Annotated in this window: 17 protein-coding genes; 12 read left to right on the plus strand and 5 right to left on the minus strand. The window is 38.0% G+C overall.

The features are described 5' to 3' along the window. Nucleotides 1-13 precede the first annotated feature (13 nt). Nucleotides 14-1,309 (plus strand): hemolysin family protein, encoded by a 1,296-nt coding sequence (locus tag COE25_RS09285; RefSeq protein ID WP_098932400.1) that lies wholly within the window; start codon nt 14-16, stop codon nt 1,307-1,309. Between the two features lie 62 nt (nt 1,310-1,371). On the opposite strand, the gene COE25_RS09290 is transcribed toward COE25_RS09285, so the two are convergent. The 3 genes from COE25_RS09290 to COE25_RS09300 all read right to left on the minus strand — a co-directional run bounded on the left by COE25_RS09290 (nt 1,372) and on the right by COE25_RS09300 (nt 3,502). Further along, on the minus strand, nt 1,372-2,196 hold the full coding sequence (locus tag COE25_RS09290) for an STAS domain-containing protein (RefSeq protein WP_098932401.1): 825 nt from the start codon (nt 2,194-2,196) through the stop codon (nt 1,372-1,374). Between the two features lie 249 nt (nt 2,197-2,445). Next, nucleotides 2,446-3,174, minus strand: a complete 729-nt coding sequence (locus COE25_RS09295; RefSeq protein WP_098932402.1) for a hypothetical protein — start codon at nt 3,172-3,174, stop codon at nt 2,446-2,448. 58 nt (nt 3,175-3,232) lie between these two features. Then, entirely contained in the window at nt 3,233-3,502 is a 270-nt protein-coding gene (locus tag COE25_RS09300) for a hypothetical protein (RefSeq protein ID WP_098932403.1), read from the minus strand. A 170-nt stretch (nt 3,503-3,672) separates the two neighbouring features. Between COE25_RS09300 and COE25_RS09305 the strand changes: the two genes are divergently transcribed. Both COE25_RS09305 and COE25_RS09310 read left to right on the plus strand, forming a co-directional pair. Beyond that, nucleotides 3,673-4,617 (plus strand): magnesium transporter CorA family protein, encoded by a 945-nt coding sequence (locus COE25_RS09305; RefSeq protein ID WP_098932404.1) that lies wholly within the window; start codon nt 3,673-3,675, stop codon nt 4,615-4,617. A gap of 165 nt (nt 4,618-4,782) precedes the next feature. After that, complete coding sequence (locus COE25_RS09310; RefSeq protein ID WP_088090175.1) at nt 4,783-5,148, plus strand: hypothetical protein; 366 nt, start codon at nt 4,783-4,785, stop codon at nt 5,146-5,148. A 180-nt stretch (nt 5,149-5,328) separates the two neighbouring features. On the opposite strand, the gene COE25_RS09315 is transcribed toward COE25_RS09310, so the two are convergent. Then, nucleotides 5,329-5,736, minus strand: coding sequence for a hypothetical protein (locus COE25_RS09315; RefSeq protein ID WP_098932405.1), 408 nt, complete (start codon nt 5,734-5,736; stop codon nt 5,329-5,331). A gap of 230 nt (nt 5,737-5,966) precedes the next feature. Here COE25_RS09315 and COE25_RS09320 point away from each other — a divergent pair, with 230 nt between their 5' ends. The 8 genes from COE25_RS09320 to COE25_RS09355 are packed head-to-tail and all read left to right on the plus strand — an operon-like array spanning nt 5,967 to nt 10,799. Then, entirely contained in the window at nt 5,967-6,794 is an 828-nt protein-coding gene (locus COE25_RS09320; protein WP_098932406.1) for an STAS domain-containing protein, read from the plus strand. Between the two features lie 2 nt (nt 6,795-6,796). Next, a complete protein-coding gene (locus COE25_RS09325) occupies nt 6,797-7,183 on the plus strand; it encodes an STAS domain-containing protein (protein ID WP_373408518.1) in 387 nt (128 codons plus the stop codon). Next, complete coding sequence (locus COE25_RS09330) at nt 7,162-7,563, plus strand: anti-sigma regulatory factor (protein WP_098932407.1); 402 nt, start codon at nt 7,162-7,164, stop codon at nt 7,561-7,563. The genes COE25_RS09325 and COE25_RS09330 overlap by 22 nt, the downstream gene beginning before the upstream one ends. Nucleotides 7,564-7,576: 13 nt before the next feature. Further along, nucleotides 7,577-8,575 carry a PP2C family protein-serine/threonine phosphatase gene (locus COE25_RS09335; RefSeq protein WP_373605347.1) on the plus strand — a complete coding sequence of 333 codons (999 nt, stop codon included), beginning with the start codon at nt 7,577-7,579 and terminating at the stop codon, nt 8,573-8,575. Between the two features lie 58 nt (nt 8,576-8,633). Next, on the plus strand, nt 8,634-8,978 hold the full coding sequence (locus tag COE25_RS09340) for an anti-sigma factor antagonist (protein ID WP_098932409.1): 345 nt from the start codon (nt 8,634-8,636) through the stop codon (nt 8,976-8,978). After that, the gene (gene rsbW, locus COE25_RS09345) at nt 8,962-9,444 is read left to right on the plus strand and encodes an anti-sigma B factor RsbW (RefSeq protein ID WP_098932410.1); all 483 of its coding nucleotides are present in this window, start codon (nt 8,962-8,964) and stop codon (nt 9,442-9,444) included. Before COE25_RS09340 ends, rsbW begins: the two co-directional genes overlap by 17 nt. Continuing rightward, nucleotides 9,410-10,207: an RNA polymerase sigma factor SigB gene (sigB, locus tag COE25_RS09350; protein WP_098932411.1), complete on the plus strand. Its 798-nt coding sequence runs from the start codon at nt 9,410-9,412 to the stop codon at nt 10,205-10,207. Before rsbW ends, sigB begins: the two co-directional genes overlap by 35 nt. Further along, nucleotides 10,200-10,799, plus strand: coding sequence for a PP2C family serine/threonine-protein phosphatase (locus COE25_RS09355; RefSeq protein ID WP_088090166.1), 600 nt, complete (start codon nt 10,200-10,202; stop codon nt 10,797-10,799). Before sigB ends, COE25_RS09355 begins: the two co-directional genes overlap by 8 nt. Before the next feature lie 280 nt (nt 10,800-11,079). Here the strand turns inward: COE25_RS09355 and COE25_RS09360 are convergent, their stop codons facing one another. Beyond that, nucleotides 11,080-11,538, minus strand: coding sequence for a Dps family protein (locus tag COE25_RS09360; RefSeq protein ID WP_098932412.1), 459 nt, complete (start codon nt 11,536-11,538; stop codon nt 11,080-11,082). 232 nt (nt 11,539-11,770) lie between these two features. Here COE25_RS09360 and cls point away from each other — a divergent pair, with 232 nt between their 5' ends. Next, complete coding sequence (gene cls, locus COE25_RS09365; RefSeq protein ID WP_098932413.1) at nt 11,771-13,270, plus strand: cardiolipin synthase; 1,500 nt, start codon at nt 11,771-11,773, stop codon at nt 13,268-13,270.

Raw genomic sequence — 13,270 nt, forward strand, 5'->3', positions numbered from 1 at the left:
AGTGAAACTTCTCTTGATGATAATAAATTTACTTTTAATCACACTATTAATCGCACTTACTGGATTTTTTGTCGCAATCGAATTTGCCATCGTAAAAGTACGCCCCTCTAGGATTGATCAATTGATTGCGGAAGGAAAGAAGGGTGCTGTAGCAGCTAAAAAGGTAGTATCACATCTCGATGAATACCTTTCAACCTGCCAACTGGGAATCACAGTAACGGCACTCGGGCTGGGATGGTTAGGAGAACCAACGGTAGAAAGGCTGCTGCACCCATTGTTAACGGTACTCAACCTAAATGAATCTGTTACACATATTTTATCCTTTGGGCTTGCCTTTGCCTCAGTTACCTTTTTACATGTAGTAATTGGTGAATTGGCGCCTAAAACAGTAGCAATTCAAAAAGCGGAGATTGTAACACTTTTCTTCTCACGGCCAATCATATGGTTTAACAAAATCATGTTTCCGTTTATCTGGCTATTAAATGGCTCTGCCCGTATGCTGGCCGGTCTATTTGGCTTAAATCCAGCATCCGAACAGGAATCAGCTCATTCTGAAGAAGAGCTGCGGATCCTCTTGTTAGAAAGCTATAAGAGCGGCGAGATTAATCAGAATGAATTACGATATGTAAACAATATTTTTGAATTTGATGAGAGATTGGCAAAAGAAATCATGGTCCCTCGCACGGAGATTAGCAGCCTTACGGTGGACGACACGATTAATGAAGTTATTAAGAGGGTGAAAAGCGAAAATTATACTCGATATCCAGTAATGGACGGTGATATAGATAATATCATCGGAATCATAAACGTTAAAGCACTCTTAACAGCAAAAATAATGAATAAAGGTAATACGGAAGAGTTGAAGGTAAAATCCTATATCAATCCTGTTATTTACGTGATCGAGACCATTCCCATTCATGACTTATTGGTGAAAATGCAAAAAGAACGTACCCATATGGCCATCCTAATAGATGAATACGGTGGGACTTCTGGTTTGGTTACGGTTGAAGATATTATTGAGGAAATCGTCGGAGAAGTTAGAGATGAATTTGATGCGGATGAAGTGGCAGAGATTCAAAAGATCAAGGAGAACCATTATTTAGTAGATGCAAAACTATTAATAGAGGACGTAAATGATTTACTCGGTACGAACTTAGCGACTGCAGGAATAATTACAATTGGCGGCTGGTTTCTATCACAAAACCTTGACTCCCAAAAAGGAAGTGAAGTTGTACAAGAAGGATATCTGTTCAAAGTCCACACAATCAGTGGTTATCACATTTCGAATTTAGAAGTAAAAAAGATTTAAAACAAAAGAAGGCTTGGAATATCCAAGCTCTTCTAATTATTTCATTCTAAATCCTGTGAGTCTTAAACAACAAGATGTTCATTTAATGTTTGCTGTAACGTTGCTTTTGTCTCTGTATAACTGTGAAGGTCAATTCCAAAATTAACCATTCTTCTTACAAGTTCAGGGCGTAATCCAGTTATGATTGATTTAGCACCCATCAACGTTACACCAATCAATACTCTTTGAAAATGAGAAATGGTACCTTCGTCCATGTCCGATATTCCCGAAAGGTCAATAATCAATGTCAGAATCCTTAACCTTGATATATCCGTTAAAACTTTTTCTTCAATAATATCCATTCGATAAGAATCAAACGTACCAATCAACGGCAATACAGCTACAGTTGTGCTAACTGGTATGATGGGAACCGAGAGATGTTCAACTAATTTCCTTTGTGAAAGAATTAATTCATCTTTAAAATGTGAATAGCTGATGAAAAAGGTGTTTAGAAATTCATCAATCCCATCATTAACCTTATGTTCCAATTCGAAAAAATCTTCAATATAATTGCCTTTCTCATTTAATTGATCATAAAGTTTTATGAAATGCCATAAGGTACGTCTGATGGCATGTACCCATTCTAGTTTGAACGCCAGAGTTAAAGAATGTCTCGCCCAAGCCACTCCTTCTTCATTAGCAAAAGCAATAAGTTCATCTGTTCTATTTTCCACAACGTAAAGAACTAGCCTTTGAGCGTTTTTCAAAAGATCAATATTTCCAGCTTGTAAAATACGCTCAATATTAGAGGCAACATTGACAGCCTCGGATAACAGCTTATTCTGAAATTCTTCTTTGTTTTCGATAATATAAGCCGAAATATTTTTAGTGTCATAAAAGTTATTCAAAGTTTATTCCTCCTCTTTATGTAAAAAATGTTATTTCAAAGCTTCGCAAAAGATTATACCTTTCCAATAGCTGTTAAATTACACCCTGCCAAGTATCAATACCCGCTTTGTGGAACAACGAAACATTTTTTTTTGAAAAAAAAAAGATAAGAACATAAAAAGTTCATCCCTGAGGTCCTCCGGGATGATTTTTTTGTTCTATTTGCTTTTTATGCTGCACATTATGTCCTTTGTCCTAAAGTGTTTTGTTCAACTAAACTGCCTAGTTAACGAAGTATGATGCTGATTCTTTAAATTTTCCTCCATGATGTTCATATCATCTTTAAAATACTCGGTGATGACCTCTTTTTCTCCAAATAAAAACAGCTGATCTCCTTCATGGATTTTTTCGTTGTAGATGTTTCTTCTAATCTTCAATTCACCTCTTTTGATGAATAGGGCAACGAAGTCTAACTGATCATGCTCGATTATTATTTGATTTATCGTTTTGAAAGCGAGAGAGGAGTCTTTATAGATATGCAGTTTTAGTAGATAATCTTCCTTGTCTGTTAAAAATACGTCCCGGATGGGCAAATCACCAAGCTCAATATTCTGTTTCATTTTTTTATGAAATAATTTCGATAATAATTTCTGGATGCATGCCAGCTTTAATACCCCAAAGACTAGCAGGACACCACCTGCTACAAATAAAATGTGATTCATTCTAAGATCGTCAGAAAGGAAATTGCTAATTGATGAAATAATCACTGCAAGAGAGAAGGCTCCAAACAGGATCAGGAAAGTGGCAAGTTTTCTTCGAATGGGATGACCTAAAATAAGCTCGGATTCTCCTGTAGTAAAGCCAGTGCCTGTCATTAAAGATATGACCTGAAACCTTGAAATCTCCAATTTGAGCCCTGTTAACCGAAATAAAACCACGTAAATTTCGATAACGGCTGTAATGATGATGAAATAGATGAGTAAAAAAAATAAATTCATTTTGCCACCTCAAATGGTCAAAAAATTAGCTGGGGCAGTAACGTGCCCCAACCGATTATCACTGCATTTTCTCATTAAAAAATTGAACCGAATACATAGCCCCTTCGCTGACCATATTATTGTCTTCTAGATCATGTGGGTGTGGGTGTCCTCCTTTTTCAATCGGGAGTGTTTCACTTTTATCAAAAGGAGAAGGTTTAATTTTACGTTTCCAGTCTCTTAAGACACTTTCTGCTTTTACTCTGTTTGGTTTAGAAGATAACCACATCGCTGCAGATGCCCCCATTCCAACCACAACCAATGATGTAATAGGCAAAACTCGTTTCATATCAAGACCTCCTTTAGATTTTAACAATCTCTTAAAATAGGACTTCATTTCAACTAAGTTCTATTTATCCTTTCATACCCGTTTCCTTACATTTAAAACCTATTTTTAATGTTTCATTTATTAAAAATTAGGGGATTTAATTAGGAAAACTTTTATCAAAAGGAGAGTCTATGGAGAAAACTATCGGACCGAACAAATGGAAGTGGTATCAATTTGACAAAAACGACAGGGAACGAATAGGACCAATTATTGAAAATGTTAACTGCGGGAGCACCGGATGGCTGGAACAGCTGCAGGAACATAAAACAAACTTCTTACGGATTAAAACACTTGATAATGGAAGTAAGGTTGTGACCGGTTCACTTATTTATCAGCAAAATTTTGAAGAGGAACTAGATTATAAAATCTTTCATTTTTATGTTAGTACGGAACAGTTGATTACAGTTGATCTTAGGCTGTCTTCCTTTAAACATATCCATACGGAGGACCTTCTCAGGCTCATTGATCGAACGGAAAACCCGGTTGATGGCTTTTTAATTTTTTTGGGAGAACTTATGAATGAAATGTTGTATGAGATCGATCAATTTGAAGATGCGTTAAAAACACTAATCTGGAGTGTGCGGAAACGAAATGAAACGAGTATTCTTGAAAAAATCTATACGCAAAGGCATGAACTATTAGTCTGGAAGAATCTATTAATCCCGATAAAAGAGTTAAAAATGGGGATAGAGGAGATCAATCTAAATGAGGTAAGCACGGGAGATATTTTTAAGACGACGTGTAAACGGATTGACCGGGCGGTTGAATTGCTCAATGAATATGAACATGAGCTTGATTCAATCATTAATTTGGAGGAAGTCATCTCCTCCCATCGTGGAAATGAAATTATGAAAACCTTAACGGTCATCACAACGATCTTTACCCCAGTCATGGCGTTTGGGTCATTATGGGGGATGAATTTCAAGCATATGCCGGAACTAGAATGGAAGTTCGGCTATACGATGTCCGTCATTCTAATTGGAGTCTCAACCATCCTGCTTTATGGATTTTTGAAATTTAATGGCTGGACAGGTGACCTATTAAGAGGGAAAAAGAAAGGATCGTTTTTTAAATAATGGAATGATTGCCTTGATAGAAAAGGATTTCGATAGATGATAGATAGTTCAGAAGTAACAAATCTATCAAAAAGAGTTTAGGTTCCTACAAAGGGTGGTACAACATAATTAAGGTTACAAGTTAACCTGAAGTAAAATTTTAAAAATTAAAAGGAGGAAAATCAAATGGCAAAGAATACTAGTGAGACAATCAGTAGGGAAGAAGCAGGCCGTAAAGATGATACTACTTTTAAGAAACCCGAACAAGATGCATATCAGGAATTTGAAAATCCGCAAAGTGACGAATCCAATTCTAGGCAGTTTAATGAAGAAATGAGGCAGCCAGATAGAGAGGGCGATTCTAGGAATTTCAATCAAGAGATAAGACAGCCAGGAAGAGAGGCTGAGTCTAGAAATTACAACGCTCAAGAGATGAGACAGCCTGGGGACGATCTCAATTCCAAGAATTATAGGCAAGAACCTTATCAAGAGACTGAGAAAAAGGATAAGAACGCCAATTCTAACAATCAGGAAACAAAATCGAACCTATAAGTCGGCCTAACTTGTAAGGAACTATAAAAATATAATTGAATAATAAGGATATGACGAGTGAATAATCACTCGTCATGTTCGCGTTTTAAATTCGACTTGTGCCAGGCCTCGTTTCTTTCATGTGATTGTCCAAACAAAAGTAACGGCCCCCTATAGAGGACCGTTACGAGGATGTTGCTGCTATTGGAGCGGATCAGGAATCAGATTTTCTTCTTCCAGTTGCTGAGTACCGGTTTTCATATGGCTCATTTCCTTGCCGAGTTTCTTCATTTCGCCTAAATCCCGTGCCATAGAGCCATTATTGTTTTTTTCTACTGATGGGGGTACGGATAATAGCTTTAATTCTTTCAGCATATCGAGTGCTGCACTACGGACCTGGAGCGGGACGGTGTCATTTTCTTCAAAGTCGGCTTCCTCAAAATGAACGAACATACCGCCTTTTTCAGAAGTGGCTGTTTTTACGTACAGTGGGTAGGAAGCTCCTGTCACATCACTCATGATATGCAATCGAAACGTGGAGTTCCCTAAATACTCCACTTGTTCAAATCCATAATCCTTAAACTGTTGGAGCATTTTCTCTTTATCCATTGCGTCTCCTCCTATTTGAAAAAATGAGTTTAGGTCAATTAACAACAAACCCATATTCCCTGAAATTTAGTTCTACCTTGTGTGTACCCCTTTTTCTTCATTTGAAACATCAAAGATATTAGGGCTATGAACCTATGCTATTTTATTCATTATTTAGCTAGCATAAATTGGTATAATGTTACATAATAAGTAATTCTTCGAATAGCGAAGAAAAGTTTAGGTGGGAAATGATGAAAAAAGCAAATCAAATAGTAGAATATATTCAAACAAACCGGGAGCAAATTTTAAAAGAGTGGTCAGAAAAACTAATCCTTATGGATGAACAAAGAGCAGCTAATGTGATATCAGAGAAAGTCTATATCAATATTTGTAATGATTATATAAATTTACTAATTAATAGTTCTACCAATCAACAGAAAAATAGTGAAAGCAAGATAATTGAATTTACTCAAAAAATAGTTCAACTCGGCTGGACATTAGGTTTTATTATGGACAGTTTAAGTGAATTTGGAAAAATTGTTTTCTTTCCCATGGCAGATAAGACTTCAGAAAAAGAACAAGTTGAATTTATTTTGGATTATGACAAATGGATTAGTCCGATCAACGTTGCAGTGTTTAATCAGTATGCGGAAACTTGGCAAAGAACTGTATCCTTACAAAAAATTGCGCTTCAAGAGCTATCTGCACCGCTTATCCCGATTTTTGATAATATTACGATCATGCCGTTAGTTGGAACCATTGACACAGAAAGAGCAAAGTCGATTATGGAAAATTTATTACAAGGGGTTGTTAAGCATCACGCCCAAGTTGTCTTAATTGATATCACAGGAGTTCCTGTCGTAGACACGATGGTTGCCCACCATATTATTCAGGCATCCGAAGCCGTAAGATTAGTAGGAGCAAAATGTTTAATCGTTGGGATTCGTCCAGAGATTGCACAAACAATCGTTAATTTAGGAATTAATTTAACTCAAGTCATCACCAAAAATAGCTTACAAAAAGGAATTGAGGCTGCCTTGGAAATGACGAATCGAAAGGTCATATCAACGGAGGAATAATAATGGTCGCTAGAATACCTATACTAAAGTTATATAACTGCCTGCTTATTTCTATTCAGTGGGAACTTGATGATCAAACGGCAATACAATTTCAAGAAGATTTGCTTCATAAAATCCATGAAACAGGATCGAATGGTGTCGTCATCGATTTAACGTCTATAGATGTGATTGATTCGTTTATTGCAAAAGTACTAGGCGATGTTATTAGTATGTCCAAACTGATGGGGGCAAAAGTAGTTTTAACGGGCATCCAACCAGCTGTAGCCATTACATTAGTTGAACTAGGAATCCATCTTCAAGAGGTGCTTACAGCACTAGATTTAGAAAAGGGGTTAGAAACACTACAACGGGAGTTGGGGGAGAAAGCATGGAGAACGAATCCTATGTGAAAATTTTTAACGAATGGGATATCGTTGCAGCTAGGCAACTAGGAAGAAATATTGCCAAGGAGCTTGAATTTGGTACAGTTGACCAGGCAAGAATCACGACAGCGATTTCTGAGCTTGCACGTAATATTTATTTATATGCAGGGCAAGGTGAAATACGGATTGAACGCATAGATGGACGTGATAAACGTGGGATAAAGGTGATCGCTGCTGATAATGGACCAGGAATTCAGGATATTAGAAAAGTGATGGAAGATGGATATTCCACATCAGGTGGGTTAGGAGCGGGATTACCGGGGGTTAAGCGCTTAATGGATGAATTTGATATTACCTCTTCACTAGAGGAAGGTACAATTATTAAGACGGTAAAATGGACTCGTTAGGAGGATGCTTGCTATGGAAATTTTCAAATCAAGGTATCGGCATTTGCTTCGCAGTTATCTGAAAGAATCATCCGAAAAAGCTTTGTACCAAGCACAACTATTTAGTAGAAAATCGATTTTACAGCAAATTTCTCCTGAGGAAATTGTCAGTTTACATAGTGAAGCGTTGAAAGAAATTTTTCCGGATATTCAAAAAGAGGTCTTATTGTCCTTTGATTTTCTTTTAGAGGTGATGATAGACTATGGCTTAGCCTACCAGGAGCATCAATGCATGCGGGATCAACAGCTGGAAATAAAATCAGAAATTGAGATTGCAGCAAGCATTCAAGAAAATTTACTAGAAACATCTATTCCTCAAATGGACGAGTTAGATATTGGGGCAACAAGTATTCCTGCCAAACAAATGAATGGGGATTTTTATCACTTTATTCAAGAGGGGCAAAGTATTCATATAGCCGTTGCAGATGTAATTGGTAAAGGAATACCTGCAGCCATTTGTATGTCGATGATCAAGTATGCAATCGATAGTTTACCAGAGTCTAGGAAAAGTCCTCACTTTGTTTTAGAAAGTATAAATAGAGTCGTAGAAGATAATCTCGATGAAGGTATGTTTATTACCATGTTCTATGGGATGTACGATACAGTTAACCATTCCTTTACCTATGGTGCAGCAGGGCATGAACAAGGATTCTATTATCATTCCGTTACGAATTCATTTGAGGATCTCGTGACAAAAGGTCTAGTATTAGGCGTGGACCAGAACTTTACATATGAGCAGTATCAAAAACAAGTCGAACCCGGGGATATGATTGTCTTATTATCGGATGGAGTGACGGAAGTAAGAACAGAAGATGGTTTTATCGAACGTTCGGTGATAACTGACTTAATTCAAAAATATAAGCAATTAACCGCTCAAGAAATGGTTGAACAAATTTATCGAGATTTGGAAAAGATGCAGAACTTTGAAATGAATGATGATTTTACGCTAATTATTTTTCGAAGAAAGGTTTAATCTTCCATGGGTGCGGGTAAGTACATAAAAATAGATTAAATTCCTGAGGTGATAATGAATGGATTTAAAAGTTGATAAACACCAAAATAATAGGAAGACATTCGTTTTTGTTGCAGGAGAAATAGATGCATACACTGCACCAAAGCTACGAGAGGAATTATTACCACTCGCTGAAGAGCAAAACCAATCACTGATCGTCAGTTTAAAAGATGTGTCATATATTGATAGTACTGGCCTAGGTGTATTTATTGGTTTATTCAAACTAATAATGAAAAATGATGGTGAATTAAAGCTCGTGGACTTGTCGGATCGCTTGGAACGGCTCTTTCAAATTACAGGTTTAAGTAATATCATTGATATTTCTACGAACTCAGAGGTGGGGTACAATGAAACAATTAGTTGACTACATTGAAGTGAAAATGCCTGCTAAGCCGGAATATGTAGGGGTAATCCGATTAACGTTATCAGGAATTGCCAGCAGAATGGGATACGCATATGAGGAGATTGAAGATTTAAAGATTGCCGTCAGTGAGGCATGTACGAATGCCGTTCAACATGCTTACAAAGATAACGCCGGCGGAGAAACAATTGTTGGATTTGGAATTTATGAAAATAAACTAGAAATTATGATCACTGATAATGGAGAGAGTTTTAATTTTGAACAGACAAGGGACAAACTAGGCCCATATTCCGCCTCAACTACAACCGACCAACTAGTGGAGGGAGGGTTGGGTCTATATTTGATGGAAACGCTTATGGATGAAGTCCATGTATTTGATCATTCCGGAGTTACGGTCTTCATGGTGAAGTATTTAAGTGGGGAGCGTGTAAATCATGACACAACCATTTCAAACTATGAAGAGAACTAAGGAAGAAATCAACGCCCTAATCAAAGACTTTCAGCTAAATGAGAGTAAGTCAGCTCAAGAAATATTAGTAGACCACTATACTCCGCTAGTCGGAAGCCTTGTGATGAAATATTCAAAAGGCGGAAACTTTCATGAGGATCTCATGCAAATAGGAATCGTCGGTCTATTGGGTGCAATACGAAGATATGATCCGGAACTTGGATCATCCTTTGAAACATTTTTAATACCGACCGTTATTGGAGAAATCAAACGTTACTTAAGGGATAAAACATGGGGAGTCCATGTCCCGAGGCGGGTAAAGGAATTATGGACGAAAATAAAGACAGTTGTCGATGAACTGACCAATAAACATCAAAGGTCACCAAAGATCCATGAAATTGCCGAGCATTTGGACGTTTCGGAAGAAGAAGTATTAGAAGCAATGGAGATGGGTAAAAGTTATCAAGCTGTATCTGTGGATCGTTCGATTGAGACGGGCTCAGACGGCAGCACGGTTACAATACTCGACACCATCGGATCGCATGACGATGGTTTCAAAAGAGTCGACCAAAGGCTCTTGCTTGAGAGTGTTCTGCATGTTCTATCAGAACGTGAAATAGAAATTCTCCGTTATACATTTATCGATAATAAGAGTCAGAAAGAAACAGGAGAGTCTTTGGGGATTTCTCAGATGCATGTATCTCGACTTCAAAAAAAGGCGATTCAAAAATTACGACAGGCACTAAACAAAGAGGATGCCAATACAGGAGTAACAAATGCTTGAACTTGAATCAAATCAATATATTCAAACCTTAGTGTATCAGATTCAAAAGGAAGGTAATGTGTGTAACGGCGATAGTTTTTTTATTAAGACAACGGATAATTACTTCATTTGTGCCGTTGCGGACGGTTTGGGAAGCGGGATATACGCACATGCCTCGTCTAACGCGATTCGGGAAGTGGTAGAACAATACCATTATGAAGAGGTCGATGTATTAATCGATTATTGTAATAAAGTCCTTAAGGATAAAAGAGGTGCAACCGTATCTCTTTTTAAGGTAGACTTTTTACTTAAAAAAATTACTTATAGCTCCGTAGGAAACATTCGCTTTGTTCTTTATTCGCCCTCAGGTCAATTTTTCAATCCAGTCCCTGTCTATGGATATTTATCTGGAAAGCCGCAAAAATATGGAATTGAAACGTTTACGTATGAAAAAGATGCGAAGTTTATTATGCATACGGACGGGATTTATATTCCCGCCATTAAACATTTATTATCAAGTATTCGATCGATTGAGGAGATGTCGAATCATTTAAAAATGTATACCAAAACACGGAATGATGACTTAACCTATATTATCGGTCAACTCTTGTAACCTACTATTATAAGCGTAACAAAACACGTATCCAACCGTTTTTGGATACGTGTTTTGTTTTTTTCGTTCACAGTGCCTGTGAGAGAGAAAAAGGGCATCAGCTGTAAAGCTGACACCCTTTTTAAAAGATAAGAAACTTTTTGAACATAGATAACTGTCTAGCTTCAGCGCCTAGGGGCTCGGGGTCATAAGCCAATCCGTCAAGAAGGTTAAAGAGCAACCTTCTCGCCGGCTCGTCTTATGCCTGTCGCCCCTGAGCAAGGCGCTTACGCTTTTCTATTTATTCTGCCAGATAGGCTTCGAGCATCCATCGGTGCTTTTCTAAGGACGTGCGAATCGCAATGAACAGATCGGCCGTAGGTTGATCATCGTTGTCCTCGGCTAAGGTGATTCCATCTGTAAGCTCGGTGCAGACGGTGTTAAAATCATCAGCCAGTGTCTGGATCATTCCCGCGGCATTTTCGTCGCCTGTGGCTTCCTTGATGGAAGAGACCTGTAATTGCTCCTTTAGTGTCGCCGTTGGTAAATTGCCTAGTGACAGCATTCTTTCAGCGATGGTATCAAGATGGAGTGCCGACTCCTTATACAATTCTTCAAATTTAGGATGCAGGGTGAAGAAATTTTCACCTTTTACATACCAGTGGTAGTGGTGCAGCTTCATATAAAGAACTGAGAAATTAGCTACCTGTGTGTTGAGAGTCTCTGTTACTAAACTATTTTTATCTTTTACCTTTGCCATCTTCATTACCTCCGTTTAGTGGAATAGTGTTGATATCTATTCCATACCCCGTACTACATCGTTTGAAACCATATAATAAATTTTTCCAAGAAAGTTTATCGAAAGGCGTAGGTGACTGTTCCCTCAATTGCGGGGGGCGGGCATCTTTTTTTTAGGAGCAGGATTAATCTTCGTATAAATCGGGTATTACCCCATAAGGGTATCTAATTAAATTATGGGGGAGAACAACGTTATGAAAAAACGGAGAATGGAATTTGTTTTTGTCATTATGATGATTGCTCTAGCATATTTGGTGTTTTTTACAGACGTTCCTTTCCTGCCGAAAATGATATCAATGGCATTCTACGGCGTAATTATCTTGATTACAGTGTTTTCCTTGATGCTCGAAAATCGGACGGCGCAAAACACGCTTTTGTGGATACATATATTAGTGTTTTTACCGGTACTCGGATATATCATCTATGTCTATTCCGGGCAATTATTTTTAAAAGGCTACCTCTTTAAAAGTAAGCGCATCAAAGATCGTGAAGTGTTTGAAACAATTAGTAGGGAAAAACAGAAAGTCGAGTTTTCGCAGCTTAATCATCACCAGCATCATTTCGCTCACTATTTGGATCGGGCGACCTGCACACCAACGAATACCAACACGAAGACAAAAATATTAAAAAATGGCGAGGAAACTTTTCGAGAAATGAAAAGTGCGCTTAAGAAAGCAAACGATTTTATCCATATGGAATACTATATTTTCCGAGATGACCGATTAGGCAGTGAGATCATCGACATCTTAATCAAGAAAGTGCAAGAAGGAGTAGAAGTTCGCCTTATGTATGACGCGATGGGAAGTATCACACTTTCAGGTGCTGCTATTAAAAAAATGAAGGAGGCCGGAATCATGGTCCATCCTTTTTTGCCAATTAAAAGCGGCCTTTATAATCAAAAGTTTAACTTCCGTAATCATCGAAAAATCGTTGTCATTGACGGGAAGGTAGGATTTGTCGGCGGACTGAACATTGGGGTCGAATATCTTGGTGAAGACGAGGAAATCGGATTTTGGTGTGATACACATGTCGTCCTGGAAGGGGAAGCTGTCCAAACATTGCATGCCGTTTTTCTATTAGATTGGAGGTATGTTAGTGGGGAAATGTTGGTTATGGACGAACGCTATATGAAACCCATACCTGCCGCTGGAGATGGTTTGGTTCATGTCGTCGCCACCGGCCCCGAAACCGAACGGATGAGTGATCATTATTATGCGTTGATCTCATGTGCAACAAAATCGATTTGGATTGCATCGCCGTATTTTGTCCCTAATCAAGCAATTCGAACAGCACTAAGGATTGCTGCCAAAAAAGGGATTCAAATACGAATCATGGTGCCTGACACCAATGACGGTTTTCTCACCCAATATGCTTCACGGTCGTATTTACCTGAACTTCTGCGTTCTGGAATTGAAATTTATGCGTACCAAAAAGGGTTCCTCCATAAAAAGGTGATGATTGTTGATGGGGACCTTGCCACAATTGGAACAGCCAATATGGATATGCGCAGTTTTCGTCTCAACTTTGAAGTGAATTTATTTTTAATAGGCACAGATTCCATCCAAGACCTAGTGGCCCATTATGAGGAAGACCTAGAGGATTGCCTGAGAATTCGCCCAGTCGAATTTTACAAAAGAGGATTTACTGAAAAGGCAAAAGAATCATTTGCTCGTCTATTTTCGGGAATTTTATAA

Origin of the sequence: Bacillus sp. AFS031507 (assembly GCF_002584635.1) — a bacterium.
Classification (GTDB): Bacteria; Bacillota; Bacilli; order Bacillales; family Cytobacillaceae; genus Neobacillus.